Source organism: Alcanivorax quisquiliarum (assembly GCF_023051175.1).
Taxonomy (GTDB): domain Bacteria; phylum Pseudomonadota; class Gammaproteobacteria; order Pseudomonadales; family Alcanivoracaceae; genus Isoalcanivorax; species Isoalcanivorax quisquiliarum.
The window spans coordinates 591,739-617,935 of record NZ_JALKII010000001.1 but is presented as its reverse complement, the minus strand read 5'-3'; the positions used below and the strand labels follow the sequence as shown (position 1 = coordinate 617,935).

20 protein-coding genes and 1 tRNA gene are annotated in these 26,197 nt (G+C 62.2%); 11 read left to right on the top strand and 10 right to left on the bottom strand.

Annotation, left to right across the window (positions count from 1 at the left end):
- Positions 1 to 44: 44 nt before the first annotated feature.
- Entirely contained in the window at positions 45 to 1,271 is a 1,227-nt protein-coding gene (locus tag MU846_RS02775) for a pyridoxal phosphate-dependent aminotransferase (RefSeq protein ID WP_246948086.1), read from the bottom strand.
- 143 nt (positions 1,272 to 1,414) lie between these two features.
- Here MU846_RS02775 and msrB point away from each other — a divergent pair, with 143 nt between their 5' ends.
- Together msrB and MU846_RS02765 are read left to right on the top strand one after the other, a co-directional pair.
- The gene (gene msrB / locus MU846_RS02770; protein WP_246948083.1) at positions 1,415 to 1,807 is read left to right on the top strand and encodes a peptide-methionine (R)-S-oxide reductase MsrB; all 393 of its coding nucleotides are present in this window, start codon (positions 1,415 to 1,417) and stop codon (positions 1,805 to 1,807) included.
- A complete protein-coding gene (locus tag MU846_RS02765) occupies positions 1,807 to 2,475 on the top strand; it encodes a DNA-3-methyladenine glycosylase I (protein ID WP_246948082.1) in 669 nt (222 codons plus the stop codon). The genes msrB and MU846_RS02765 overlap by 1 nt, the downstream gene beginning before the upstream one ends.
- Positions 2,476 to 2,667: 192 nt before the next feature.
- Here the strand turns inward: MU846_RS02765 and MU846_RS02760 are convergent, their stop codons facing one another.
- Positions 2,668 to 5,037: a penicillin acylase family protein gene (locus MU846_RS02760; protein WP_246948078.1), complete on the bottom strand. Its 2,370-nt coding sequence runs from the start codon at positions 5,035 to 5,037 to the stop codon at positions 2,668 to 2,670.
- A 617-nt stretch (positions 5,038 to 5,654) separates the two neighbouring features.
- On the opposite strand from MU846_RS02760, the gene MU846_RS02755 reads away from it, so the two are divergent.
- The 3 genes from MU846_RS02755 (at position 5,655) to MU846_RS02745 (ending at position 8,013) form a co-directional block, all read left to right on the top strand.
- Complete coding sequence (locus tag MU846_RS02755) at positions 5,655 to 6,596, top strand: hypothetical protein (RefSeq protein ID WP_246948077.1); 942 nt, start codon at positions 5,655 to 5,657, stop codon at positions 6,594 to 6,596.
- Positions 6,597 to 6,664: 68 nt separating this feature from the next.
- Complete coding sequence (locus MU846_RS02750; RefSeq protein ID WP_246948076.1) at positions 6,665 to 7,690, top strand: putative solute-binding protein; 1,026 nt, start codon at positions 6,665 to 6,667, stop codon at positions 7,688 to 7,690.
- Positions 7,691 to 7,937: 247 nt separating this feature from the next.
- A tRNA-Thr gene (locus MU846_RS02745) sits at positions 7,938 to 8,013 on the top strand.
- Between the two features lie 211 nt (positions 8,014 to 8,224).
- Here MU846_RS02745 and cydC read toward each other — a convergent pair.
- A complete protein-coding gene (gene cydC / locus MU846_RS02740) occupies positions 8,225 to 9,904 on the bottom strand; it encodes a thiol reductant ABC exporter subunit CydC (protein ID WP_246948075.1) in 1,680 nt (559 codons plus the stop codon).
- Positions 9,897 to 11,588, bottom strand: a complete 1,692-nt coding sequence (gene cydD / locus MU846_RS02735; RefSeq protein ID WP_246948074.1) for a thiol reductant ABC exporter subunit CydD — start codon at positions 11,586 to 11,588, stop codon at positions 9,897 to 9,899. Before cydD ends, cydC begins: the two co-directional genes overlap by 8 nt.
- Before the next feature lie 415 nt (positions 11,589 to 12,003).
- On the opposite strand from cydD, the gene MU846_RS02730 reads away from it, so the two are divergent.
- The 4 genes from MU846_RS02730 to rloA3 all read left to right on the top strand — a co-directional run bounded on the left by MU846_RS02730 (position 12,004) and on the right by rloA3 (position 15,570).
- Entirely contained in the window at positions 12,004 to 13,605 is a 1,602-nt protein-coding gene (locus MU846_RS02730) for a cytochrome ubiquinol oxidase subunit I (RefSeq protein WP_246948071.1), read from the top strand.
- A complete protein-coding gene (gene cydB, locus MU846_RS02725) occupies positions 13,602 to 14,732 on the top strand; it encodes a cytochrome d ubiquinol oxidase subunit II (protein WP_306799185.1) in 1,131 nt (376 codons plus the stop codon). The genes MU846_RS02730 and cydB overlap by 4 nt, the downstream gene beginning before the upstream one ends.
- A 12-nt stretch (positions 14,733 to 14,744) precedes the next feature.
- Positions 14,745 to 14,870 carry a cytochrome bd-I oxidase subunit CydX gene (cydX, locus tag MU846_RS02720; RefSeq protein ID WP_246948068.1) on the top strand — a complete coding sequence of 42 codons (126 nt, stop codon included), beginning with the start codon at positions 14,745 to 14,747 and terminating at the stop codon, positions 14,868 to 14,870.
- Positions 14,871 to 14,994: 124 nt separating this feature from the next.
- On the top strand, positions 14,995 to 15,570 hold the full coding sequence (gene rloA3, locus MU846_RS02715; protein ID WP_246948065.1) for a retropepsin-like aspartic peptidase RloA3: 576 nt from the start codon (positions 14,995 to 14,997) through the stop codon (positions 15,568 to 15,570).
- Between the two features lie 81 nt (positions 15,571 to 15,651).
- Here the strand turns inward: rloA3 and MU846_RS02710 are convergent, their stop codons facing one another.
- From MU846_RS02710 to MU846_RS02695, 4 genes are all read right to left on the bottom strand, one after another.
- Positions 15,652 to 16,248 (bottom strand): hypothetical protein, encoded by a 597-nt coding sequence (locus tag MU846_RS02710; RefSeq protein ID WP_246948064.1) that lies wholly within the window; start codon positions 16,246 to 16,248, stop codon positions 15,652 to 15,654.
- A gap of 67 nt (positions 16,249 to 16,315) precedes the next feature.
- Positions 16,316 to 18,331, bottom strand: coding sequence for a neutral/alkaline non-lysosomal ceramidase N-terminal domain-containing protein (locus MU846_RS02705; protein ID WP_246948063.1), 2,016 nt, complete (start codon positions 18,329 to 18,331; stop codon positions 16,316 to 16,318).
- A gap of 134 nt (positions 18,332 to 18,465) precedes the next feature.
- Positions 18,466 to 20,916, bottom strand: coding sequence for an ABC transporter permease (locus MU846_RS02700; RefSeq protein WP_246948062.1), 2,451 nt, complete (start codon positions 20,914 to 20,916; stop codon positions 18,466 to 18,468).
- Positions 20,913 to 21,614, bottom strand: a complete 702-nt coding sequence (locus tag MU846_RS02695) for an ABC transporter ATP-binding protein (RefSeq protein WP_246948060.1) — start codon at positions 21,612 to 21,614, stop codon at positions 20,913 to 20,915. The genes MU846_RS02700 and MU846_RS02695 overlap by 4 nt, the downstream gene beginning before the upstream one ends.
- Between MU846_RS02695 and MU846_RS02690 the strand changes: the two genes are divergently transcribed.
- On the top strand, positions 21,613 to 22,239 hold the full coding sequence (locus tag MU846_RS02690; RefSeq protein WP_246948056.1) for an arylesterase: 627 nt from the start codon (positions 21,613 to 21,615) through the stop codon (positions 22,237 to 22,239). The two genes, MU846_RS02695 and MU846_RS02690, sit on opposite strands and share 2 nt — an antisense overlap.
- A 63-nt stretch (positions 22,240 to 22,302) precedes the next feature.
- The gene (locus MU846_RS02685) at positions 22,303 to 22,917 is read left to right on the top strand and encodes a DUF924 family protein (RefSeq protein WP_246948053.1); all 615 of its coding nucleotides are present in this window, start codon (positions 22,303 to 22,305) and stop codon (positions 22,915 to 22,917) included.
- A gap of 6 nt (positions 22,918 to 22,923) precedes the next feature.
- Here the strand turns inward: MU846_RS02685 and MU846_RS02680 are convergent, their stop codons facing one another.
- Positions 22,924 to 23,400: a DUF4442 domain-containing protein gene (locus tag MU846_RS02680; protein WP_246948051.1), complete on the bottom strand. Its 477-nt coding sequence runs from the start codon at positions 23,398 to 23,400 to the stop codon at positions 22,924 to 22,926.
- 24 nt (positions 23,401 to 23,424) lie between these two features.
- Complete coding sequence (locus MU846_RS02675) at positions 23,425 to 26,076, bottom strand: DUF349 domain-containing protein (protein WP_246948048.1); 2,652 nt, start codon at positions 26,074 to 26,076, stop codon at positions 23,425 to 23,427.
- Positions 26,077 to 26,197 lie beyond the last annotated feature (121 nt).

The following is a 26,197-nucleotide window of genomic DNA, read 5'->3' as shown; positions in this document are numbered from 1 at the left end:
TCCGCTCGGGCCGCTGCCGCTCCGGGTGCTTTCCAATCCGCCGATTATCGGCGCAGGCGCGCCAGATAACGGCCGATGCGCTCGATGGATTCCTGAATGTCTTCCGGCTGTGGCAAAAAGACAATGCGGAAGTGATCCGGTTGCGGCCAGTTGAAGGCGCTGCCTTGCACCACCAGCACCTTTTCCTTGCGCAGCAGATCCAGCACGAAGGCTTCGTCATTCTGGATGGGATATATGTCCGGGTCCAGGCGCGGGAACAGATACAGCGCAGATTTCGGCTTCACGCAGGAAACACCGGGAATGGCGTTGAGCAATTCCCAGGCGAGATCGCGCTGTTTGCCAAGCCGCCCGGTGGGCAGTACCAGATCATCGATACTCTGATAGCCACCGAGTGCGGTCTGGATCGCATGTTGTGCCGGCACGTTGGCACACAGCCGCATGGAGGCCAGCATCTCCAGCCCTTCGATAAAATCCGTGGCGCGGTACCGTGCACCGGAAATCACCATCCAGCCAGAGCGGAATCCGGCTGCGCGGTAGCTTTTCGACAAGCCATTGAAGGTGATGCACAGCAGGTCTTCCGCCATGGAGGCAATGGAGAAATGCTGTTCGTCGTCGTAAAGAATCTTGTCGTAGATTTCGTCGGAAAAAATGATCAGGTTGTGTTCACGCGCAATCTCGACCATTTCCTGCAACAGTGCCGGGCTGTAGTTGGCGCCGGTCGGGTTGTTCGGATTGATGATCACCAGAGCGCGGGTGCGGGGCGTGATCCTGGCGCGGATATCGTCCAGCGCGGGCTGCCAGTCTTGCTGCTCGTCGCACAGGTAGTGCACCGGGTTGCCGCCGGCCAGCCGCACGGCTGCCGTCCACAGCGGGTAATCCGGCGCTGGCAGCAGAATCTCGTCGCCATCATTGATCAGCGCTTGCATGGCCATGACGATCAATTCGGAAACGCCATTACCGAGGATGATATCGTCGATGGTGACACCGGCAATATTCTTTTCCTGGCTATAATGCATTACCGCCTTGCGCGCCGGGAACAGGCCCTTGGAGTGGCAATAGCCGGTGGAGTCCGGCAGATTGAGAATCACATCCTGCAGGATTTCATCGGGCGCAATCAGGCCAAATGGCGCCGGGTTGCCGATATTCAGCTTGATGATGCGCTGGCCTTCCTCTTCCATGCGGTTGGCTTCGCGCAGCACCGGGCCGCGAATGTCGTAACATACGCCTTTGAGTTTTTCAGACTTGAGAATAGCCGGTTTGTCCGCACTCATGATCAGAGCTTGTTCAGAATAGGGAAGCAGGCATTCTACAACGCCAGCTCGCCCGCTGTATATGAGCCGCCAGGGGAACGGATGCTTGCTGCTGCGGATCAAATGGTTATTAGTGAACCAGCACCCATTGCCGGAGGCTTATCATGAAGAAAATCCAGAAAACCGAGGAACAGTGGCGCCAGGAGCTGGACGCAGAAACGTTCCGCATCGCTCGCCAGCAAGGCACGGAGCGAGCGTTTACCGGCAAGTACAACGATACCACGACGCCGGGCACCTATCATTGCGCCTGCTGCGGCACGGCGCTGTTCGATTCAGCGGTGAAATACGATTCCGGCAGCGGCTGGCCAAGTTTTTATCAGCCGTTGCAGGCCGAGGTTGTCGCCGAGGCTATCGACAACAGCCATGGTATGCAGCGCATCGAGGCGCTGTGTGCTGTCTGCGACGCGCACCTGGGGCATGTTTTCCCTGACGGGCCGGCGCCAACCGGGCTGCGCTACTGCATCAATTCCGCCTCGCTGGACTTGCGGGAGCGCTGATGCGGCCGTTTGCCGAGCTTTACGAGCTGGCTTGTCGTCGCAAGGGGAGTGAGGCGGCGGTGCGTGAGCGCCTGCCGGAGGTGCTGTCGCCAGCGGCGTTGCAGCAGCGCAGTGACGCGTTCTACCTGTCGCTGATGATGCGCCGCATTTTTCGTGCCGGCCTGAGCCACGGCATGGTGGATGCTCGCTGGCCGGCGTTCGAGGACGCCTTTTTCGGATTTGAACCCGAAAAGCTGGTGCTGATGCCGGACACCATGCTTGATCAGCGTTTGCAAGACCCGCGCCTGATACGCCACGCAGCGAAAATGCAGGCGATCCGTTTCAATGCACAAATGGTGAGGGATATCAGCCTGGAGCACGGTGGCTTCGGGCGGCTGCTGGCCGAGTGGCCGGATCAGGATATCGTCGGTTTGTGGCTGGTGCTGGCGCGGCGCGGCAAGCAACTGGGTGGGCACTCGGCGCCTGCGTTTCTGCGCATGGCCGGCCGCGATACCTGGTATCCCACCGACGATGTTCGCGCCGCGCTGGTGGCCAACGGTGTGGTGGAGCGGGCGCTCACGAGCCAGCGTGACAAGCGGGCCGCGCAGGCCGCCATCAATACCTGGCAGGCAGAATCGGGCCTGCCGCAGGCGCATATCAGCCGTATTCTGGCGATGACAATCGGCTGACATAATGACCGTGCTGTGCCGCGCTCCGTGCAGCACATCCACGCCCGCAACGCATCCGCGACAAGCCGGTATCCCGGGAGGCTCGCAGCCACTCTCGCTTCAGCCAGAGATGGGCTGGCGAGCCCTGCGAAAAAAGCCCGCCAGAGTGCAGCGCTGGCTGCTCACTGGCGGGCCTTGCTCTGGCGCGGGGAATCATTCCTCCAGCACTTGTGGCGGCTGGATACGAGCCGCTTCTATTGCCTCGTCGGTAAAGGGGAACGCATGCCACTGCTTGTCGGAATAGGCGCGTGTGTAATCAGCATAATGCTCGCTGGCCGGATCGGATGACTGCGAGTGGGTTAGGAAGGTATAAGCCCGCACCGGCTGGCCCTCGGGAAAATCCACCACGTGCATGTAAGTGTTGTTGAGCACGGTGAAATAACCCTCGTTGCCGGAGCCGCCGAATAGCGGAATCGGCTCGTCCAGGCTCGGTTTGGCGGGATAATGCTGGTAGTCGCGCACGGCGGCATCCAACTGGCCTGCGTTGCTCAGGTTGCGCACCGCCTGGGCAAAAGCGGTGAGGGTCTGCGGCCCGGTATTGAGACCGTTGGGGGTGTTCACCGGATCAAGATGGCTGAAGGGCGTGGTGAACAGATCGCTGCGGCTGCGCACCGAGTTCCAGAATCTGGACCACAGCAAGGCCCCTCTGGCATCAAGATTGCCGGTGTTATCCCAGGCCGCAAGAATGTCGCACGCGTCGCTTACGTCTACGGGCGTGCCATCCACCATGATCGGGGAGGCGGGGCAGGCGGCAGCGAGCAACGCGTCTTTGCCTTGCTCGGCGCTGTAAACGCGACTGCTCAACACCAGCTCGCGAATGTTTTCGCTGGTGGGCGTGGTTTGAGCGATCAGCTCAAGCGCCTGTGTGTGGCCCATGCGGGTGCGCAGCGTTTGCGGATAGCGCTCCTGGCCGATGACGGCGGCGTAGCCTTCCAGCGGCGTACCGGGATTGCTCAGCCAGTGGCTGTCGTTCATGTTGGCGACGTACTCGGTGCTCGTCAGGCTGGGCAACCGGCTGGGGCCAAATGCGCCCGGCTGTGGCGAGTCGGCATCGGTGCGCCATGCGCAACCGGACGACGTGCCGACCATCAACGGCACACCGGGGGAAAGTTCAGCCAGCCGACACTGCGATACCAGCGAATCAGGCAAATTGGGCACCACCGTGATGTCGGAATAAAACGCCCGACCATCGTCGCGTCCGGCCGCAGCGGTGTTGACCCAGGGGATACCGAGCACGTTTTTTTTGGCATCAATGAATGCCTGCAGCGAATTCGCCCGGTTCCATGCCAGGAAATTCTGGAACGAGCGCGGGTTTTCCAGATTGACATCACGGATTGTCAGCGCCTGGCTGGTGCTCCAACCCAATGCAGGATTGAGGCCAGCCAGTGTTACCATTGGCCCCATGTGGGAGCGGTAGAGCGTGCGTGTAATCTGCTCCCCATCCAGTGTTTCCACGGTAATTTCCGAGGCTTGCATCTGCCGTCGCTGGCCATCGTAAATATAGACGGTGGGATCATCGGGGGCGAGCTGCAAGGCGAAGAAGCCGAACCGGCGGGCGGTGGATACGGTATGCGCCCACGCCAGGTTATTACTGAAGCCCATCAGCACCATCGGTGCGCCCATGATTGATGCGCCGGCGATGTCGATTTCGCCTGGCAACCTCAGGTGTACCTGATAAAAGCGGTCGATGCCTTCCAGATACCAGTGCGGGTTGGCAAAATTGATACCACTGTCGGTGCCGGTGGTGTCGCTGCCGAAAGAGTAGGTATTGCTCCCCAGCCCGAATGCCTGCCCAAGGTAGAAGCGGTCCGGATCAAGAGCCAGTGAGGCGATCTCGAAGCCGCTGTTTTGCTGCCGCCTTGCATCAAGCACCACCGAGGGCGGCTGCGCGCCTGCTATCTCGCCCAACCAGACTGATGAGCTGCCGGCGAGGTTGAGCACCACAAGGCGGCGGTACATATCCTGCTCGTCGATCGCTCGTAGCCAGCCTTCATGGCGGCAATCGGCGTGGCGGCCGCCGTGATCGCCCGCCTGAATCTCGCTGACATAGCGGTTGTAACCACGCGCGAAGCCGGCGACGAGGTGGTGGAACTGCTCATCCTGGGCAGCGCGAAAAGTCTCGACGGTGCCGTCATTAGCTATGAAGCGGAAAAAGAAGTCCGCATCAAGATTGCGCGGCTGACCGAAAGTGGATGAGGTGGGGGTGTGGTTATCCTTGCCAAAATGGAGCGAACGCTCGCCCTTGAAGGTGACGAAGGCATCCGCCAGCACGCAGAGATTGTCTTCCGCGAGGGCGTAGCCATAGCCGTAGCCCAACCCGCCATAACTCTCGGCGCTGATATGCGGGATGCCGTAGGTGGTCCGTTCAATGGTTGCGTGATAACTCTCCGGTGGAACCGGAACCGGGGCCGGATGGCGACGTGAACTGCTGTCGCTACCGCAGCCTGACAGTATCAATGCGGTTGAGAGTGCGGCGGTGATGCCGGCTGACAAGGCCGTGCGCAGGGTGGTGGGTAAGGCCATGATGCTCTCCCGTTGTTGTTATATCTGGCTCAAGTCTAGCGGCGGCGTCCGAGAAAACGTTGAATGGGACAGCTATGGTGGCGATTGCGGTGCCGTCCCTGATGTGGGTGCGGCAGGGCGGCGGGACGAAAGTGCCATTATCGGCATCGAAAATTGGCTGTTGTGCCTTGTGACTGTTCGGCGTGCAGGTATTCAGGCAAAAAAAGAGTTGTCGTGCAGCGTTGCCATGTTGAACCGAGATTGAATGTAACTTCATGTTTTAAAAGAGGAAAAATCATGACTTGCCAGTCATCTGGTAATATGGTTCAAAAACGAAAAGCAGCTTTTACCCAGATTAAGTTTCGGTTTGTTCACCGAAACCTTAGCCTCCTGCATGATCGAGTTCACATAGAGGTCCTGGGGCCCCCGAGTGAGCCGCCTTCAGTTCAGTTGATATCAACAAAAACACAGAAATAAAAAGGTAGGAGATGTATAGCATGATGCTTAGTCCTTTTGCGAAATCTTGCCCAACTTCCAGCGCGCTACAAGACGGAACCGAATCTTCTACCCGTTCTGGCCGTTTTGCCTGGCGCGCTCTGGGGATCGCTGCCGCTGCCATGGTCATGCAGGGATGTACCATGGTGTACAAAACCACAGGTGACATTCTGGTCAACTTCGGCCGGGGTGAGATGACCCCTTATGTACTGACCTATGACGACCTGGGCATGGCTTGCGCCACCGGCGAAGGCTTTACACCCTTCCTGACGTCGTTCGAGGCGGTCGGCTCCAAGCCCAATCGCCTGTCGGTGTTGATGAACACGATGGCCGCAACCTGTTCCGACGCCATGGCTATCGAAGAAGAGCTTCGTTATCTGCGCGCCATGAACCGGGGTGACGTGACCGAGGCACAGGATGCCCGGTCCGCTCAGAAGCGCTGGGCGCAGCTGTCCGCCAAGCGTCAGTACGAGGCATATCAGCGCACCGTGAAACAATACGGTGAAGTGGAAACGCTGGATGATTGTCCGCGCCTGCGTCAGGATTTTGACGAAATCGTGTTCATGACCGGTCTGCTCAGTGGTGTTCAGTCGCTGCTCAACGATGCGGCATCGGACGTATCTCAGGGTATTCCGCGTGATATCGCTGCCAAGGTCGAGCGCGCAGCGCAGTGTCTGGACAACGAGAAGTGGTGGGGCGTACCGCGTGGCATCCGTGCTTCGCTGTGGAACATCCTGCCGATGATCGCGCCGGACAATGTCGATGCCATGGCGGAACTGCGCCAGGCGGCCCAGCTGGGTTTCGATTCGGGTGTTCGCCTTTCCAGCACCTTGTACGTGATTTCTGCGTATAGCACCGGCAACGACGAAGAAGTGCGTAACGGCCTGCGCGATTTTGCCCAGAATGCCGACAACCTGAATCCCGACTACGCGATGATGGATGCCATTGGCGGCTTTATGTTGCTGGGCATTTCTGATCGTCTGTGGACAGAAGCGACCGGCAAGCGCACCCCCTTCGGCGGCCTCGGTACCTTCTGGGATGACCGCAGTTCCGACGAGAGCATCAACATCGACGATCTGCTCTGATCACTGTTTTTACCTTAACAACGGGATGGCCCGGCCATCCCGTTCCGAAATAGAATCTGGAGGGAACCATGCGTTTCAGCAAGGTTATTACCGCGTTTGCCGCAGCTGCGCTGCTGCCATTTGCGACTGCCACTCACGCCAATACAGAACGCACCATATGCGTGTTCGATATCCTCGGCACCACCGGTGATACCTATAACCTCATGCGTGATTATGCTGCGGCAGCGCGCAATGAAGGCTATGACATCAACCTGCGGGTGTACACGGACGAAAACATCGCGGCAGAAGATCTCAAGGCCGGTCAGTGTGACGCAGCGGGCATCACCGGTGTTCGCGGGCGCCAGTTCAATAGCTACACCGGCAGCATGGACTCGATTGGTTCCATCCCGAACTACGACGTCATGCGCACTACCATCCAGGTGCTTTCCAGCAATAACCCGCGTATTGTCGAGCACATGCGCACCAACACCTATGAGGTGATCGGTGTGCTGCCGATGGGCGCGGCTTATCTGTTCGTGAAAGACAACACCATGAACAACGTCACCCATCTGGCGGGCAAATCCATTGCCGTGCTGGAATATGACGTCACGCAGGGCCGTATGGCAGCCAGCGTGGGCATGACACCTGTCATGTCGGATGTGACCAACTTTGCTGGCCGTTTCAATAACCACAGTGTGGATATCTGCTTTGCGCCGGCATTTGCCTACAAGGGCCTGGAGCTTTACAAGGGCATGGAGCCGAACGGCGGTATCGTCGACTACGTGCTTGGCCAGCTGAGCTTCCAGATCATTGCGCGGCATGACCGTTTTGACGAGTCGTTCATGAACTGGTCGCGCTCCTATGTGTTCGACAACCTGTTTGATCGCGCCATGCGTCTGGTGCGCGGCGCAGACGCGGATATCGAAGACAAGTGGTGGATTCGTATCTCCGATCCGGATCGCGAGCGTTACGATGAAATGATGCGCGATGCCCGTGTAGCGATGACCAAAGAAGGGCTGTTCAACAAGGACATGATGTCGCTGCTGCGTAACATCCGTTGCCGTCACGACGCCAGCCGCGCCGAGTGCAGCGACCGTCGCGAGCTTGATTGGTAAAGAGAAAAAGCAGGCCATGAGCCAGCAGGAACGGCGCCTTCGGGCGCCGTTTTTTTGTGGGCCGGGCGGTGAGTGCCGACGACGTCTTGATGCCTCCCGCAAGGCCGATTAAACTTGCCGGCTTCCACGCAGCTGCCGGCCAGGCGTGACGGCACGTGCGGCTTGCTGCCGCTGTTGCCAAAGCTGCTCGGGTGGCCGGGTGTGGCGGCACGCTGGTCGCGTTACAGGCAGGCGTGGTTTCGGATTTGCCGGTGTAGCTCAGTTGGTAGAGCAGCGCATTCGTAATGCGAAGGTCGTAGGTTCGACTCCTATCTCCGGCACCATCTTTCTACGGTATTATTTTCCTTGCCTCCGGCGCTGTCGTCCTTCTCTATTTCCTTGCAGACAGCTGCTTTTTACGCGACAGGCCGCGGGCAACCGGCCGCATGATGCGCGTTGCCGTATCGCCCCGTGCCTTTCTGTCGCAAGGCCATCAACAAGGCCACTGCAAGAGCCTATCGTGCCGGCGCCGGCTGTGGCAGCGGGTGGATCAGGTTAACTGCCAAGCCGGGCTTGCTCCGTGTGCGACAGATGCAAGGTGGCGGCCATGCGCGCCACATGGCGCGGATCATGGGTTACGGTGATCAGGATTTTATCGCTCAGGGTGTCTTCCAGAATACGGGAGAGCTGATCCGCAGTGGCCTGTTCCAGCCCGGTGAATGGCTCGTCCAGCAGCACAATGGGCGCATTGCGCAACAGCACGCGGGCCAGCGACAGCCGCCTGCCCTGGCCTCCCGAGAGGTGCAGGCCGCGCGGTCCGATCCAGTGATCCAGGCCACCGCGCTGGTGAACGGTTTCTGCCAGTTGCGCCTGTTCCAGCGCGTGCCAAAGCAGCTCGTCGCTGGCGTCGGGGCTGGCCACGCGCAAGTTGTCCCGCAGCGTGCCGGTAAACAGCTGCTGTTGTTGCAGCAGCAGCGCGAAGCAATCACGCCAGCCTTGCACCTCGGCCTCGGACTGCGTGACGCCGCCAAAACGAATTGCGCCCGCCAGTGGCGGATGCAGCCCCATCAATGCGTGCAGCAGGGTGGATTTGCCACTGCCGCTGGGGCCGACTATGGCAAGTGGCACGCCTGCCCGAGCGCTGAAACTGAAGCCGCTCAACAGTGGTGGCTGCCCTGGCCAACCCAGCTCAAGATGGCTGACATCCAGCACCCCATCGGGCGTCGGTATTTTATCGCCTTGCATGGCGGTGGCGGGCAGGGGAGCGTCGGTGATCGCCTGCAAGCGCGCCACGGTCGCCACCGTATCCGGCCAGCGCTGCCAGGCGGCAGCCAGAGGCAGCGTTACTTCGGCAGCGGCCAGCACCAGCAACATCAGCGCCAGCGCAAAGGGGCCGCTGACCTGGCCTTGCTGCACTGGCACTATCAATAACAGCAACACGCCCACTGCAAGCCACTGCATCGCCGATTGCATGATGGTTTGCACCATCGCCTGGCGGCCGGCCAGACGATGCTCTATCTCGGCCAGACGACCGATCCGGCTGCTCCATTGCGTGAGCAGCCGGTCGCGGATACCGAAGGCCAGTACTTCCGGCAAGCCATCAAGTGCCTGTACCAGGCTGCTGCGCAGATGATCGCGTTCCGCGCTGCGGCTTTGCCAGGTGCCGACAGCATCTTTCCCCAGCCGCAGCAACATCAGGTAGAACAGCGCAAACACGAGCAGCATCAACATCGCTGGCAGCGCGCCGGTGGTCAGCAGTGTGAGCACCAGCAACAGCGCGGCAGTGGCAGCGGCAACCAGCGTTGGCTGGCATTGGCCGAGCCAGGCGTTTTCGAGCCGTTCCACATCGCCCAGCAATCTTTCCAGCAAGTGCCCGCCGCTGAAACGCGAGAGCGGGCCGGGAATGCGCGGCAGGAATTCGGAAAAGAGCCGGGTGCGCAATTGTTGCATCACATCGAAAGTGGCGTCGTGGCTGACCAGCCGTTCGAAATAGCGGGATACGGTACGGCCCAATGCGAAGGCGCGTATACCCGAGCTGGGTGTGAGCAGATTGAATGCCACCGCCGGGCCGTTGGCAGCGAGGCCGGCCAGTGCGGCGGCACTGATGAACCAGCCGGAAATACCTAGCAGGGCCATGCCGGCCAGCGCCGTGACAAGCGCCAGCAACCAGGCGTTGAACAACTTGCGGCGCTGGTCGCGAAAATGCGTAGTGAGCCAGGCGCTTGTGCTATGCATCGGGCTGGCCTCCCGATTCCGGGGGCGGCTCGCCCAGCCACAGGCTCTGGTCGGCGAGTGCCGCACAGGCAGGGGAGTGCGTAGCGATGACGATGGTGCGCTGGCCTTTTTCCTCGCGTAGCGTCTGGATGATGTGTGCTTCGGTTGCCGGATCAAGTTCTGCGGTGGGCTCGTCGAGTAATAACAGCGAGGCCGGGCTGAGCAGTGCTCGCGCCAGCCCCAGGCGGCGGCCCTGGCCACCGGATAAGCCGCCGCCATTTTCATCCAGGGGCGTATCCAGCCCGAGCGGCAAATCAGACAATGCGCAGCGGGCGAGCACCTGGTGCAGTGCAGCGTCATTTGCCTCGGGCGCTGCCTGACGCAAGTTGTCGGCCACCGTGCCATGGATAAACCACGGATGCTGCCCGGCCCAGGCCAGGCGCCCCGGCTCGGCGGCGAGCGGGCGGAGCAGCTGATCGTCGTGGCGAATCTGCCCGGCATCAGGCAGCAGCAGCCCGGCGATCAGCTTCAGCAGCGTGGTTTTGCCAGTGCCGCTATCGCCGCGAATGACCAGGCAATGGCCTGCCGGCAGGTTGGCGTCGAGATGGATAATGGTCGGCTGCTCGCTGTCGGGGTAGCGGAATGTCACAGTGTCCATGCAAATAGCAGGCGCACTACCGAGTGCGCTTGCGCTCGCCTGCTGCTCGCCGGTCTGTTCCTGCAACAGCGGCGCCAGAATCTCGGCAGCGGACTGGGCGGCGGCGCGCTCATGATAGCCTGCGGCAAGTTGTCGCAGCGGCTGGTAAAACTCGGGCGCCAGCAGTAAAAGAAACAAGCCGGTGCGAAAGTCGAGCAGTTGGCCGGGGCCGAACGACATCAAATTGAGAAGATGCAGGCCCACGTAAAGCGCAACCAGGGCCACCGACAAGGCTGCGAACAGCTCCAGCACAGCTGAGGTGAGAAAGGCGATGCGCAGCACTTTCATGGTGCGCCGCCGAAACTCTTCGCTGGCGGCGGCTACTGCCTGCTGCTCGGCGTGTTCGCGGCCAAATGCGCGCAGGGTCAGGATGCCACGCAGGCGATCCAGAAAATAACCGCCGAGGAAGCGCAAGCTTTCCAGCTGGCGATCAGCTGCTTGCTGGGCGCCTGTACCCACCAGAGTCATGAACACCGGCACCAGTGGGGCGGTAAGCAAAAAAATCAGACCGACAATCCAGTCGGTGGCGAAGGCCACGATGAGGAACAACAGCGTCGCAAGGCTGGCGACGCGCCGCTGCAATGCAAAGCCGGCGTGGTAGCGGCCTACTGCTTCGGCCTGTTCCAGTAGCGTCGTGCTGGCCTCGCCGCTACTCAGGCGCGCCGCCCGCCCGCGTAGCAGCATGGCGGCGAGCTGGTTGCGCACCGTACAGGTGATATCCGCTGCCACACCGGCGGTAAAGCGGGCGCGTAATGCAGCGGCGCCGGCACGAACCGCCAGCAGTGTAATTAACGCCAGCGCAGGCGGGAGCAGAGCACCCTCGCCGAGCAGGCGTGCGGCAAGTAGCGCGAGCGCCCCTGCCTGAAGAATGGCAAGTGGCGTGTCGGCCAGCGCGGTGAGGTATAGCCGTCGGCACAGTTTTCCATGTTGCGACTGACGTGCCAGCCACGGCAAGGCAATCTCGGCGCTGAGACTGCTTTCAGGTGTGTCGACAGTCGTTGAAGTCATGCAGTAATCCGGTCATTGAGCGAGACTGCCAGATGCAAGAGATCGCCCAAAGTTGGCGTGAAAGACGAGCCGCACGATGCTATGCTTCGCCTGGCTTGACCCGTCCGAGACGGAGCTCAATGGTAGCCCCGATAAACCGGGCTTTCATCCGCTCGCGACATCAGGATACCTGGCAAAATATCCGGCAGCCTCCCGGCTTCAGAAGAGGATCGGATAATCAGCCCGGTGACACGGGGCAGCAGGCCCCGCGCATTGCCCGCATCGTCGAGCGTTCGCGCAAGCGTAGCATGTCTTGTCGTTGCTCTGGTGTGTGTCTGTCGCGGCTGGTTTTCACTGGAGGCGCTTCGTCGGTGCCTTGCCGGGGCACGTTGCCCGAGGCACGTTGCCAGTGCACGGATCAGTGGGAGGCACGCCGATGATTGACGCCACTCTGGTTGAGCTTTCGCGACTCCAGTTCGCGCTCACCGCCATGTATCACTTTCTGTTTGTTCCCCTGACATTGGGCCTCTCATTCATGATCGCCATCATGGAGAGCGTATATGTCATGACCGGGCGTACTGTCTGGCGTGACATGACCAAATTCTGGGGCCTGCTGTTCGGGATCAACTTCGCCATGGGTGTCGCCACCGGCATCGTGATGGAGTTCCAGTTCGGTACCAACTGGGCGTATTACAGCCATTACGTTGGCGATGTATTCGGCGCCCCGCTGGCGCTCGAAGGGCTGATGGCGTTCTTCCTCGAAGCAACGCTGGTGGGGCTGTTCTTTTTTGGCTGGGATCGGCTGAGCAAGGTGCAGCACCTGGCGGTGACCTGGCTGGTTGCACTGGGCTCGAACCTGTCAGCGCTGTGGATTCTGATTGCCAATGGCTGGATGCAAAATCCCGTCGGCGCCGTGTTCAATCCCGACACCATGCGCATGGAAGTGATCAACTTCGCTGAAGTCATTTTCAATCCGGTGGCGCAAGCCAAGTTTGTGCATACCGTAGCAGCCGGTTATGTCACGGGTGCGGTGTTTGTGCTGTCCATCAGTGCCTGGTATCTGCTGCGCCGGCGCCATGTGGCGCTGGCGAAACGGTCGCTGACGGTGGCTGCCTCGTTTGGCCTGGCTGCGGCGCTGTCGGTGGTGGTGCTGGGAGACGAATCCGGTTATGCGCTGACCGATAACCAGAAAATGAAACTGGCGATGATCGAGGGCATGTGGCACACGGAAGAGGCGCCGGCAGCGTTCACCGTGTTCGGCATCCCGGACCGTAATGCCCAGGAAACGCGTTATGAATTGCGTATCCCCTGGGTGATGGGCCTGATCGCGACGCGCAGTCTGGATCAGGAAGTGCCCGGCATTCTCGAGCTGCTGGCGCTGGCAGAGCTGCACATCAGAGATGGCTTGCTGGCCTACGATGCTTTGCAGCGGCTGAACGAGAATCAGGCGGACGCCGAGGCTCGTGAAATATTTCTGGCCAACCAGCACTACCTCGGTTACGCATTGATGCTCAAGCGTTACGTGGAAGACCCGCGAGACGCTACCGACGAACAGATAGCCAGCGCCATGCGCGACAGCTTGCCGAATGTGTTCGCGCTGTTCTGGTCATTCCGTTTCATGGTCGTCATCGGGTTTTATTTTATTCTGCTGTTCGGGGCCGCGTTCTACATGTGTTCGCTTCGACGGCAGGTGCCACGCTGGTTTTTGCGTGTGGCAGTTTTCTCGTTGCCGTTGCCGTGGATCGCCGCCGAGCTGGGTTGGCTGGTAGCAGAATACGGGCGCCAGCCGTGGGTGATCGAAGGCGTGCTGCCCACCTTCCTGGGCGTCAGCTCGATTGGCTTGTCGGATATCATCATCACGCTGGCTGGCTTTATGGTGCTTTATACGGTGCTGGCCGTGATCGAAATCAAATTGATGGTCAAATACATTCGCCGAGGCCCGGAAGCCGAAGCGGGTGAAGGTGGCGGCCAGGTGCTGCCATTGCCGGACGACCGGCCAGCCAGCCGGCCAGCTGCACTGCCAGAGGAGGCACGATGATGTTCGATTACGAAATCTTGCGGCTGATCTGGTGGGCGCTGCTCGGCGTGCTGCTGGTGGCCTTTGCCATTACCGATGGTTTCGACATGGGGGTGGCGGCACTGTTGCCGGCGGTAGCGCGTACGGATCGGCAAAGGCGGCAGGTGATCAATACCATCGGCCCGGTCTGGGAAGGCAATCAGGTGTGGTTCATCCTCGGTGGCGGCGCCATTTTTGCTGCGTGGCCGGCGCTGTATGCGGTCAGTTTTTCCGGCTTTTATCTCGCCATGTTCCTGCTGCTGGCGGCATTGATCATCCGGCCGGTGGCCTTCAAGTTCCGCTCCAAACGCGAGGAGCCGCAATGGCGAGCACGCTGGGACGCGGCGCTGTGTTTCAGTGGTGTGGTGCCGGCGCTTTTGTTCGGCGTGGCGGTGGGCAATGTGCTGCTGGGTATTCCGTTTCACTTCGATGCCACGCTACGACCGTTTTATACCGGCTCTTTCTTTGATTTGCTGAACCCGTTTGCGTTGCTGTGCGGGGTGGTGTCACTGGCGATGCTGGTGTTGCACGGCGCCACCTGGCTTCAGATCAAGGCCGATGGCGAGCCGATGGAGCGGGCGCGTCGTTACGGCATGATTGCCGCAATCGTTGTGCTGGTGCTTTTTGCACTGGGTGGGCTCTGGCTTACACAGATCGACGGCTACCGCATCATCACCGAGCAGGACCCGTTCGGCCCCAGCAATCCGCTGCGCAAAGAGGTCGTGGCCGAGGCTGGCTACTGGTTGCATAACTTCAACGCTCATCCCTGGTTGTGGCTGGTGCCGCTGGCGGGCCTGGCTGGCGCGGCGCTGGCATTGCTGGGGCTTGCCGGCGGCCGTGGTGCGCTGAGTTTTATCGGCTCCAAGCTGTCGGTGGCGGCGATTATCATCACCGTCGGCGCGGCCATGTTTCCGGTGATCTTGCCCAGCAGCATCGAGCCTTCCCACAGCCTGACAGTGTGGGATAGCTCGTCGAGCCATTACACACTGGCCGTGATGCTGTTTTCCACCGCACTGCTGTTGCCGATCGTGTTGCTGTACACGGCCTGGGTTTACAAGGTGCTGTGGGGACGCGTCAGCGAAGATGACGTCAAGGACGACATGTACTGAGGAGGTGTAGCAATGTGGTATTTCAGCTGGATACTGGGCGTTGGCCTGGCCTGCACCTTTGCCATCCTGAATGCGATGTGGTTTGAGCTCAACGAGACAGACACGCGCCTGCGTGAAGAGGATGAGGGGCTGGATTGAAGGTTGCCGGCTGGTGTTCAGGCTGGCGGCGCCATTGTTAAATCCTGTGCCGCGTGATGAACGAATCATGGCGGCAGGTAGTCCATGGGGAGTAACAACAGCAATCCGCATGGCAGGAGGAAGGATGCGATACTGCGTGTTGGCACTGGTGCTGGCTCTGCTGTCCACAGCGGGCCATGCCCGAGCGCCGGTTTTTGGCTGGGTCGAGCACGCTACCATCGAGCCCTGGGGTGTGCAGGTGAAGGCGAAGCTCGATACTGGTGCCTTGACCTCCTCGATGCATGCCGAGGATATCCGGCTGTTCGAACGTGAAAATCAGGAGTGGGTGAGCTTTCGTGCGCGCCTGCTTGACCAGCGCAGTGGCGAGCAGGTAGAGAAGGAATTCGAGCTGCCGCTTTATCGTGATGTGCAAGTGCGCGGCGCAGGCGGCTCCGATAGCCGCCCGGTGGTGCTGATGAAGCTGTGCGTGGGCGATACCGTCTATGAAGAACAGTTCAGCCTGCGTGACCGCAGCAACATGATTTATCCGGTGCTGCTGGGCCGGCGCGCATTGCAGCACATGGGCCCGATTGATGTGACGCAGACATTCGTGCACGCGCTGGGCTGCGATGCGGATTCTCCGGTCAAGGCATATGTATCCACGCAGGACGATGCGGATATTGATGCCGAGCCGGATGATGAAAACGGTACTGATCGTTGAAGTTTCACGCGCTGGCGGTCGCAACCGGCCAGCGTAAGGGCGCTAGAAAACGCCTCTCCTTTTGAGAGGCGTTTTTATTTATCAGGGCATTTTACGCGTCAGCACATTTGCCAGTGCCGCACACTGGCTGCGGGCGATGGCCGGGATGTTGTTGGCTTCGTGTGTCACCAGCTCGGCTCGCCATTGAATGCGGCCCGCTGCATCGAACAACTCGATATCAATATTCTGGTTTGCCTCAGGTGCATCGCGAGCTTCGCGAAACACTTTCGCGGGCACCACTACCTGGACGTCATGATGCGAGCGATTATCTCCCAGCCCCTGCGCGGGGTTGTAGTGGGCGGGCTCCGGCAACAGTGCGCTGAGTTCGGCCACGAGGATGCCCGGCACGCCGTTGGCGCTGGCCCATTTTTCGAGTTCGTCGGTACCGGTGGCAAACCAGGCGGGCAGCACATCCATGCTGGTAACAACATCAAAGCCCTGCTTGCGCAGCAGCGGCGCGCAGGCATCTTCCCATTGCCGCCGCAGCGCGGGCTCGGGCGAGCGGGTGGCCAGCAGCAGGCGCTCGCCGGGCGCTGTACTGGCACCGTAGCGGGTGACGATATCGGAGGTGCTGGCGCAGCCCTGCAGCAGCCACAGGCTGCCGAGCAGGGTAAGCACCCACTTGAAAGAAAGTTTCATAGCCGTCTCCGTGCCGATGCATGAGACGCCATTCTAGCAGCACGGCGTCAGGGCGTGCGTGCCGAGATCAGAACTCAGCCGAGTAAAGAGCCTCCGTGCCGAGCACATGAAAACGGCGCAGCACGCCGGGCGCCGGGTGATCCGGGTTGTGCCACAGCACTTCGTATTCGGCGCCGTGGCTATTTTCTTCTACCAGGCGCAATTGCAATGCGCTGCCCTGATCATCCACATGAAGCTGCCACTGGCCATCGGCACCCCGTTGTTCGACGCGCAGCAAAGGTTCATGCAGCCGCAGGTGGGCAGGGTGCTCGCCTTCGAAGTGAAATGACCAGCTCGCCTCGCGCAGCTCTTGCGCATCGCGAAAGACAGGAGATGTCAGCGCGGCACGAGCCGCAACCGGGCTATCGGTCTGTGGCCAGAACACACGGCTGATCAGCGAGAAGCGCCAATGTGCCGGCAGATCATCTACATCGCCGTGCTGAAATACCTGCGCAGCCAGTTGTGCACTTTGCTGGCGCAGCATGTCGACGGTATGCGGGCCGTAAAGCGTGTGGCCGCCCTCGTAATATTGCAGCGAATATTCCTCCGGCGTGGTGGCATAACCGAAAAAGCCGTTTGCCAGGCTGGATATTTCTATGCGCCATGGCCCGGCTGGCAGCGCGGCGCGTACGGCGTCACGGATGCGGTTGCCGCTTTCGAAGGTCACTTCCCAGGGCAGGTTCACCAGCACGATATCGTTGATGCGCACCACCTGAATCAGCGCCTGATGCGGAAAGCGTTCCGCGGCGAGCAACAGCTGGAGCCTGGACAACATCCAGTGCTTGGCGCCCTGACAATTATCATTGAACCAGCGCTTGGGCCAGCCGCGTTGAATCAGCGGCAACCAGGAGATCGGAAAGACTTCATCGCCCTTGGCGGCACCCACTGTCGCCGCCCCGGTAATGGCCCGTTCACACAGGCCGGCGCGGGCATCTGCATCCAGCGTCAGCAGATCCAGCTCGCGGGCGCCCACCGCCAGCTGTAATTGCGCGTCGAGGTTGTCGCCCAGCTGTTGGAACAGGCGGAAGGCATGGCCGGCCAGGCCACGGCCAATGCGCTCGGCTTCACGGTCGCCGCGTTGCCCGTCACGCCAGGCGGGCGTGTTATCGGCATGGGTGGCCTGAAAGGCGCCGTGAACAGGGGTGAAAGGGGTGTCGTGGTGGCGGGCGATGTGGCCGGCCATATCTTCCGCAAGCCAGTGCCACACATCGGCGTGCCAGGGCCGGGTGAAGGCGGGAATGGCGGTGCCGTGGATCGAGAAGGCGGTCAGGGCGCCGGCGGGGTGGTAGCGATCGTCATCGCCGGCCAGATCGATACGCAGCATCGTCAGTGTCGGGTTGACGGCCTGGTAGGCAAGGTCTTCCGTGAGGGCGCTCTCGGGCAAGTCGAAGTTGCGCGCCCAGGCGGGCAGCGAGCGGTTGCGCGTGAAGCCGCGGATTTCGGTGCTGCCGGTGGCAAAGCGGGCGGCGCGCCGCTGGCGATACGCCTGGATCACCGCATCGGCGATGCGCTGGCTGAGAAACTCGGTAAGCTGTGGATCAAAGCCCGGCAGATCGCTGCCGAACACGTTGTAGAAATCACTGTCGAGATATTGTCCCGGCCCGGAATGGGTGTGTGTCACCAGCAGGCTCAGCCCGTGTGCGGGCACGTCGGTGTGTGGGGCGATCAGTTCCGCCACGCGATGGTGCAGCACTCGAGAGCCGGCACCGAGATCCAGCGTCACCAGCGCCAGCGGCGTCTGGCCGGGCTGTTGCAGGTAAAACACCCGCGCTTTCAGGCGTGTGCGGAAGCCATCCGAGGGCCGCGCCCAGGCCGAGTAACCGAATTTCGGAATACCGATAGGCGGCGTGATGTCGGTCTGGATAATGCCGGCCATCGCCGGGCCTGTGGTTGCGGCCGGCAAGGGCGCAGGACGGCTGATCTCTAGCTCGGTGACCGGATAGGCAATGAAGGGCCAGGCTGTGAACAGCAACCCGGCGATCAGTGCGATCAGCACGCCGCCGAGCAATACGCGCAGCGGGCGGAAAAAGTGACGTTTGGGCATCGGTCATCCTTGTGGTCGGCAGCGCCACGGGGGCGGTGCTGCGGCAGCTCAGCAAATGGCGCCGGGCATCAACGAGCCCGCGCTGGCAGCATAATTTTATCTGCACGATGGTGCAATGTGGGCCCGATGCCGTTTTACGCCTGCCGCAGCAGCGCCAGCGGCGCATGCCGTTGTGCCCGTGCACCCAGCCGCACCCCCGCAAGCGTGACAACCAGGCCCAGGCCGACCGGCAACAACAGCCACGGCGACCACGGCAGCGCGCCGGCAAACAGCCGCTGGGCCAGCGGATACAGCGCGGCCAGCATGATCAGCGTGGCGCCGAGCGCGGCGCACAGGCCCAGCAACAGGGACTCCAGCCAGGTGACGCGGCTGATCAGCGGCCGGCCGGCACCCAGCGTACGCAGCAGTGCGTTATCTTGCCCGCGCTGTGCCTGGGCGCCGAGCAGGGCGGCACCCAGCACCAGCAGCGCTGCGGCCATCAGCAGTATTGCCAGTAGCGCGGTAGCGTGGCTGGCCTGTGTGACCAGCGCTTGTGCCTGATCCAGCAGTGCGCGCACGTCGATGACGGTGATGTGGGGCAGGTCGCGCAGCAGTGCCGCAAGCCGCGCACCGTCGCCTTCAGGCAGCCAGAAGCTGGTCAGCCAGGTGATGTCCTGCCCGGCGAGGCCCTCACTTGCAAACATGAAATAGAAATTCGGTTCGAAGCTTTCCCAATCCACTTCCCTGATGCTGGTGATGTCTGCGGTGAGCGTGCCCTGGCTGGTAACGAACTGCACCTGATCGCGCAGTGCCAGGCCCAGGTTATGAGCCAGCTCTTTTTCCACCGAGACGCCGCCTGCCTGCGGCGGCCAGTCACCACTGATCACGCGGTTGCTGGGCGGCAATGTCTGGCCGGGCTGGATGGCGGTCAGTGCCAGATCACGATTGAGCGCCCGTTGCGCGTCATCGTTTTCCTTGGTCACGGCGTCTTGCACCGGCACTTGATTGATGTCGGTCAGCCGCCCGCGCACGATCGGATACAGCGGTTGTGACGACGCCTGGTGCGCGTTGAGCCATGCCTGCAAGGGCGGCAGATCCTGTTCGAACAGATTGAATACAAAATGGTTGGGCGCTTGCTCCGGCAGCCGCTTGCGCCAGTCATCCAGCAATTGATTGCCGACCAGCCCGGCCAGGCCGAGCACGGCCATGGCGACGGTGAGCGAGGCGAGCAGCGGCAGGGTGAGGCCGGGGCGGCGGCTCAGCCGGCGGATGGCCAGCCGGCTTGCCAGCGGCAGGCGCCTGCTGCCGACATCGAGCGCTTTCAGCAGTGGCCATAACAGCGCCGGCAATAGCGCGCCCAGCAATATCAACAGCAGCAGTAGCTGGCCCAGCTCTTCCAGCGAGCCGGTCAACAGCGCCGCCAGCATGACCGGGGCGCCCAGCGCTGCCGCCAGCTCCAGCGCGCCGGCGACAGGGTGTGTGTCCAGGCGCCCACCGAGCACATCCACCGCCGGCACGCGCACCAGGCTCAGCAGGCGCGGCAAGGCGAACGCCAGCCACAGCACCAGCGGGCCGGCCAGCACCGCGATCCAGTCGCCGGTAGCGGCTGCGAGCGGGCCTTGCCAGCCGAGCAGCTGCCGCACCAGCAAGATCAGGCTGATGCCCAACCCGGTGCCGAGTATCGCAGCGGGCACCACTGCGACGAATTCCTCCCCCAGCAGGCGCGTGGTGACCTGGCGGCGGCTGGCGCCGAAGCTGCGCAGCAACGCAGCGAGCCGCGCACGCCGGCGCACGCGCTGGCTGGTGGCGAGAAAGACGGCAGCGCCGCATAGCAGGCTGACCAGCAGCACGCCCAGGCTCACCCACAAGGTCAGTTGATGGAGCGGGCCACGGGTTCTGTCGGCGGCATCGGCGACCGTGCGCAGGCTCTGGTCTGCGCGCAAGGTGCCCTCGATGGCAAGATTCGCAGCAGTGATACTGGCGGCGTCCCCGCCGAGCATCAGCCGATGCCGTACACGCGTGCCGGGGCCGAGCACGCCGGTGGCGGCGAGGTCTGCCTGATGGAGCAGCACGCGCGGATTCATGCTGTAAAAACCGGCGCCCTGATCCGGCTCCTGGCGAATGACGGCGGTGAGCGTCAGCGGCAGGCGCCCGATGTGCAGCGGTTCACCCATCTGTACGCCGAGGCGATCCAGCACCTGATCTGCGACCCAGACTTCGCCCGGCGGCGGCCCTTGCGCCACCACGGTGGCCGGTGCAAAGCGGTCGGCTGCGATATGGAGCTGGCCATACAGTGGATAGTGGTGGTCGACAGCGCGGGCACTGACCAGCAGCATTTCATCGCCGTGCATCACCACGCTGGCAAAATCTGCTACCTGCGCCTGGCGCAGCGCTGCCAGGGTGTCGAGCTGGCTTGCCTCGGGCGGCTCGCTGCCGACCAGCATCAGATCGCCGCCCAGCATTTCGGCGGAGCGAATGATGAAACGCTGCTCCAGTTCGGCCCGCAACAACACAATGGACGCCAGCGACAAAGCGGCGATGCACACCGCCAGCGCGAGAATGCGAAAGGCGCTGTCTCGCCAGGGGCGTAACAGGACAGGTTTCACAGGCGGCCATCCTCCAGCCGGAGCTGGCGGTGGCAGCGCTCGGCCAGCTGCTGGTCGTGTGTCACCAGCACCAGCGCCGTGCCAGCTTCGCGGTTGAGCTCGAACAGCAGGCTGCTGATGCGTTCGCCGTTGGCGTGATCAAGGCTGCCGGTCGGCTCGTCGGCAAACAACAGGCGTGGCGTAACGGCGAAGGCGCGCGCCAGGGCCACTCTCTGCTGTTCGCCACCAGACAAGGTGGTGGGAAAATGCTTCAGCCGATGGCCCAGGCCGACGCGCTCCAGCCACTGGCGGGCAATATTGCCGGCATTTTTGCGACGTTGTATTTCCAGCGGCAGCATGACGTTTTCCAGCACGTTCAGATCATCCACCAGATGAAATGCCTGAAACACGAAAGCGCAGCGCTCGCCGCGCCGCAGCGCACGCGCATCATCATCCAGGCTGCTGAACGCCGTCCCGGCCAGCAGGATATCGCCCTCACTGGGCGCATCCAGGCCGGCGAGCAGGCCGAGCAGGGTGGATTTTCCGCTGCCGCTCGGCCCGGTGATGGCGACACTTTCTCCGGGCATCACGGTCATTTCTATCTGATCCAGCAATGTCAGCTCGCCTTCCGGGCCGGGCACCCGTTTGCTAAGGTTGCGAGCGATCAGTATCGGTGTGGTGCTGGCGGTGTGTTGCGAAAAAACAGGAGTCTGCGTCATGCGTTTGCTGTCCGCTTTGCTGGCTGGTTGCCTGACCGCTGTGGCATCCCTTGCATCGGCCGACATTTTAATTGTTGGCGACAGTATTAGTGCTGCGTATGGCATTGACAAGGCGGAGGGCTGGGCAGAGCTGCTCGCCGAGCGTGTGAATGAGGAATGCCCCGGCATGGCGGTGCATAACGCATCGGTCAGCGGCGAGACGACCGGAGGTGGTGTCGCACGGCTGCCGGCGCTGCTGGAGCGTTACTCGCCGGTGATTCTGGTGATCGAATTGGGCGGTAACGATGGCTTGCGTGGTATGGCGCCGGCGCACATGCAGAACAATCTGGCCGCTATGGTGCAGCAGGGCCGTGCGGCGGGGGCAGAGCCGGTGCTGCTTGGCATGAAGATTCCGCCGAATTATGGCGAGCGTTACACCGAGTTGTTCGAGCGCGCCTTCCGGCAGGTGGCGGATGACGAGAAAGTGCCGCTGCTGCCGTTCTTCCTGGATGGGGTGGGGGGGGATGCATCGTTGATGCAGGAGGATGGCATTCATCCACTGGCGGCGGCGCAGCCACGCCTGCTGGACAACGCCTGGCAAGTGCTTGCCGAGCCGGTGCACAGGTTATGTGCAGCGGCGCTTTGAGTGTCGCGCAGTCGCCGCTGTTGTTAAGGTATGGCGCAGCCAACATTACTGGAGCGAGGCATCATGTTTTCCAACACACCACCCTGGCAGGACGTCCTGGATTACTGGTTTGGCAATGGCTTGCAGCGAGGCTGGCCGGAGCCACCGCGCGATGCGCTCTGGTTTGCCGGCGGCGCTGCGGCTGATGCGGAGATCGAGCGGCGCTTCGGATCGCTGGTCGAGGCCGCGCTGTCGAAAGAGTTGGTGGATTGGGAAAGCCAGCCGTTTCCGCGGCTGGCGTTACTGATCCTGCTGGATCAGTTCACGCGCAATATTCATCGTGGCACGGCTCGTGCTTTCGCCGGCGATCATCGTGCGGTGACGCTGGTGAACGAGGGCCTGGCGCTGGGTATGGATCGCAAGCTGCCGTGGGTGGGGCGGGTGTTCTTTTATATGCCGCTGATGCACGCCGAGGATCTGGCGCTGCAACAGAAATGCATCAAGTGCTTCGCCGGGCTGGTGGATGAAGCGCCACCGGAAGTGGCCGGGCATATGCGTACCAATCTGGCCTACGCCCGCGAGCATGCCGAAGTGATCGAGCGCTTCGGGCGCTTTCCGCACCGGAACGAAGCCTTGCTACGCGAAAGTACGCCCGAGGAAATCGACTATCTGCGCGATGCAAATCGCTACGGGCAATAACGCGGCTCAGTCGCTTTTCTTGCGGCGGATATACAGCGTCTTTTCGACACGCGCCACCAACTTTCCCTCTTCATCAATCACCTCCACCGGCCAGGTGGGGGTGTACTTGTCGCCGTTTGCCGTGTGCTGCAAGACATCCGAGAGCATGTCGTCAGTCAACAGAAAGGATGCCGTGACACGGCCGCGGCCAGGGCGGACGAAATCGATACTGGCGGCTTTGTCCCACACCACATAGTCGGGGCCAAGGTTGCGCATCAACAACAGCATGTAAAAGGGATCGGCCATGGCGTACAGCGAGCCGCCAAAGTGGGTGCCGACATAATTGACGTTGTACCAGCGCAATTTCATCGAGACGCGGGCTTCCCGAAAATCGGCGCTGATGTGATCAACCCGCACGCCGGCGCCAAGATACGGCGCGTACAGGCTCAGTGCACGGGCCAGGCCGCGCGCACTGTTGATCAGGGGTAACAGCAGGTTACGCATGTTGCAAAATTTCCGAATAGCAGATCAGGGCGCAAGGTGCGCCAGTGCTTGTAGCAGGCGCGAGCGAATGGCGGGCGCGAGCCCGGCGTCCAGCACCGGCGCCGCATCCTCCAGCAAACGGCTGCATTCTTCCAGCTGGTCCGGTGTTGCTCGCTTCATTGCCTCGGGCAGTTTTTCCAGTTGCCAGCGCAGGCGCTCGGCGCGCGCGTCCTCGGGGCTGGGTGCCTGGGCGCTGACTTCCAGGGCCACGGCAAGTTCTCGCTGCGCCGGCGTCTGCTCGGGGGCCTCCGGTGCGGCGCTGACCCGCTCCTGCAATTGCTGGCACAGCTGGCGTCGGGGCAGGGCGGCCAGCTGCTCGCGTGCCCGTGCCAGCAGCTGATCGCGCTGGCGCACCAGCGGCCGTGGGCACGGCAGGGCTTCCACGGCCTGTATCTGCTCACGCAGCTGTGCCGTGGCCAGGGTGGGTAAGGCGTCGCTGAAGTGCTGTAACGCCTGCTCAAGCTGGGCTTTCTCTTCGGCCTGGCTGGCGCGGGCAGCGTCACGGTCGGCTTGCAGGCGAGCAAACAGCGCATCGCAGGTTTTGCGGAAGCGGCGATGCAGTGCCCGGTAAGGCTGTGGGTGTACCCAGCCTGCCTGCTTCCAGCGTTGTTGCAGTTGCTTGGCCTGCGTGGTGGCCGCCTGGGTGTCGTCCATTGCCAGCAACGCATCCGCCGCATCACAAAGCTCGCCCAGTGACTGGGCATGGCGTTCGCTGGTCTGTTTCAGTTGCTCGTCCAGCGCGCCGAGCAGCTGGCTGAACCGGCGGCTGGCATTGCGTGCATCGGTAAAGCGCACTGGCTGATGATTGCGGAATTCTTCCGGCGCCTGGCGGCGGATGGCAAACATCGCTGGCCAGTCGATCGATTCCGGCTGCGCCTGGATTTTTTCCAGCAGCTGCGCCAGTTGGTCACACAGGGCGACGCGGCGTGCCAGATTTTCCGCACGCTCTGCATCCTGTTCACGGAAGTGCTCACGGCAGGGCTCGTAGGCGAGATCTGATGCTGCCTTGAACCGGTCCCACAGGCGCTGATCGATATCCTGGTTGGAGGACATCAGGCTGCGCCATTCGTCATGCAGTGCCTGGATGGCGGTGGCTTTTTCGGCGGGATCAAGCGTTTGCTGCGTCAGTGCTTCCATGCGCTCGCACAACTCGATTTTTTTCGGCTCGGCAGCAAATGCGTGCCAGTCGCGCAGCTCGTCCAGTTCCGGGCGCAGTTTTTCCAGCCGCGCCTGACGGCTGTCATCCGGCTGCTCCGTCAGCATCGCTTCGGCTTTCTGCCACAGGCGATTGGCGTGGCGCAGATTGCGTTGCCGCAGCTCGCGCTGGATCGCGCCGAGCAGATTGTCGAGCGCCTGCCGGGGGGCGCTATGCGGGGCTGATTTGCCCTCGGTGCGGCCGTCGGCGGGTGCCGCCTTGCGAGGCGGCTGAACTGCCGGTGCAAGCGCCTGTGCCAGTGCCGCCAGGGGCGCCGGGTGTGGCGTGTTCGCCGGCCAGCGGTGCAGCCAGTCGGTGGCTTCGGTACGCAGGGATTCATCATTAGGGGCGGCGCTGAGCGCGTCGGCCAGGGCGGTGAGACGATCCGCTGCGGCAGCGACGGCTTCTGTCGTGTCGAGCAGCGCCTGCCATTGCTGTTGCAGGGCGGCAAAGCGCTCGGCCAATGGGGGTTCAGCGGCAAATTCTTCCGTGGCGGCCTCCCAGCGATGCTGTTGCAGCGCCACGGCGGCGCGCAGGCTGCCCAATTGCTCCTGCAGCAGGTCTTCGGTCACTTCCTGTTGCAGCGCTGCCAGGCCGTCTACGGCGGCATGTTGCTCGGCCTGCATGGCCTGGCGCCGGGCGTCTTCTGCCAGCTGGCGGTCAAGTTCGTCGGCCTTCGCCAGACAACGGGCTTCGGCTTGCGCGAATTGTTGCAACTCGTCATCGCTGGCATCGGCAGCTGCCTGCGCCCACTGCTGCTGCAACTGGGTCAGGCGGGCGCGGTACAGGGCATCCACGACACGACCGCCATGCTGGGCCAGTTCGGCCAGCACGGCAGCGCGGGACTGGCTGCGCTCTTCCTCTGCTTGCGCACTCTGCTGGTGTTGGCGAAGTTTTTCTCGCGCACTCTGCTGCACGCGTTTGTCGCGCCCCTCGCGCACCAGACGACGCAACAGCGCGGTGTCGGCAATACGCTCGGCGGCAGCAATGCGTAATGCGGCATCGGCGCCGTGCAGGGCGATATCGAGTAATTGTTCGGGGGCGCTGATGCGTTCAGCGGCGGCCAGCCGGCAGGCCGCCTCGGGGCTGTTGCGGGCCACGAACAGCAAGATCGCGGGGTCGTCGGTCTGCTGCAACTGTTGCAGGCGCGGTGCCAGGGCCGGGCTGTGTTCGGCGATGCCGGCCAGCAGCCGCTGGAGCTGGGTACTGGCGGCATCACGCACGGTGTCGCTGCTGTCCTGATGGCTCAGCTGCGCCAGCAGGTTGATGTCCGTGAGCCGGCTGGCTGCTCCGGCACGCACTGTGATTGCGCTGTCCTCGCGTGCCAGCGAGGCAAGGATGCCGTGGCTCTGCGGCTGATCCAGCGACAGCTCGGTGACAGCCCGCAGGCGTTGATCGGCATTCTGGTGCTGCCAGCGCGGTCGAAAAAGTTTGCCCAGCATCGGTATCCCCTGGTATCGGCGCCGGCGTGGCGCCGTAAAGTCGTCGCGTTCTGCTCTGGCCCGTCGTGCGGGCCAGCTGATTCCATCCACCGGGGGCGCTGTGACGGCGCCCGGTGCAGAT

Excerpts from the sequence above, each read along its gene's own strand:
- MU846_RS02775 (WP_246948086.1), bottom strand. The coding sequence starts at position 1,271 with ATGAGTGCGGACAAACCGGCTATTCTCAAGTCTGAAAAACTCAAAGGC.
- msrB (WP_246948083.1), top strand. The coding sequence starts at position 1,415 with ATGAAGAAAATCCAGAAAACCGAGGAACAGTGGCGCCAGGAGCTGGAC.
- MU846_RS02765 (WP_246948082.1), top strand. The coding sequence starts at position 1,807 with ATGCGGCCGTTTGCCGAGCTTTACGAGCTGGCTTGTCGTCGCAAGGGG.
- MU846_RS02760 (WP_246948078.1), bottom strand. The coding sequence starts at position 5,037 with ATGGCCTTACCCACCACCCTGCGCACGGCCTTGTCAGCCGGCATCACC.
- MU846_RS02755 (WP_246948077.1), top strand. The coding sequence starts at position 5,655 with ATGGTGTACAAAACCACAGGTGACATTCTGGTCAACTTCGGCCGGGGT.
- MU846_RS02750 (WP_246948076.1), top strand. The coding sequence starts at position 6,665 with ATGCGTTTCAGCAAGGTTATTACCGCGTTTGCCGCAGCTGCGCTGCTG.
- cydC (WP_246948075.1), bottom strand. The coding sequence starts at position 9,904 with ATGCATAGCACAAGCGCCTGGCTCACTACGCATTTTCGCGACCAGCGC.
- cydD (WP_246948074.1), bottom strand. The coding sequence starts at position 11,588 with ATGACTTCAACGACTGTCGACACACCTGAAAGCAGTCTCAGCGCCGAG.
- MU846_RS02730 (WP_246948071.1), top strand. The coding sequence starts at position 12,004 with ATGATTGACGCCACTCTGGTTGAGCTTTCGCGACTCCAGTTCGCGCTC.
- cydB (WP_306799185.1), top strand. The coding sequence starts at position 13,602 with ATGATGTTCGATTACGAAATCTTGCGGCTGATCTGGTGGGCGCTGCTC.
- cydX (WP_246948068.1), top strand. The coding sequence starts at position 14,745 with ATGTGGTATTTCAGCTGGATACTGGGCGTTGGCCTGGCCTGCACCTTT.
- rloA3 (WP_246948065.1), top strand. The coding sequence starts at position 14,995 with ATGCGATACTGCGTGTTGGCACTGGTGCTGGCTCTGCTGTCCACAGCG.
- MU846_RS02710 (WP_246948064.1), bottom strand. The coding sequence starts at position 16,248 with ATGAAACTTTCTTTCAAGTGGGTGCTTACCCTGCTCGGCAGCCTGTGG.
- MU846_RS02705 (WP_246948063.1), bottom strand. The coding sequence starts at position 18,331 with ATGCCCAAACGTCACTTTTTCCGCCCGCTGCGCGTATTGCTCGGCGGC.
- MU846_RS02690 (WP_246948056.1), top strand. The coding sequence starts at position 21,613 with ATGCGTTTGCTGTCCGCTTTGCTGGCTGGTTGCCTGACCGCTGTGGCA.
- MU846_RS02695 (WP_246948060.1), bottom strand. The coding sequence starts at position 21,614 with ATGACGCAGACTCCTGTTTTTTCGCAACACACCGCCAGCACCACACCG.
- MU846_RS02685 (WP_246948053.1), top strand. The coding sequence starts at position 22,303 with ATGTTTTCCAACACACCACCCTGGCAGGACGTCCTGGATTACTGGTTT.
- MU846_RS02680 (WP_246948051.1), bottom strand. The coding sequence starts at position 23,400 with ATGCGTAACCTGCTGTTACCCCTGATCAACAGTGCGCGCGGCCTGGCC.
- MU846_RS02675 (WP_246948048.1), bottom strand. The coding sequence starts at position 26,076 with ATGCTGGGCAAACTTTTTCGACCGCGCTGGCAGCACCAGAATGCCGAT.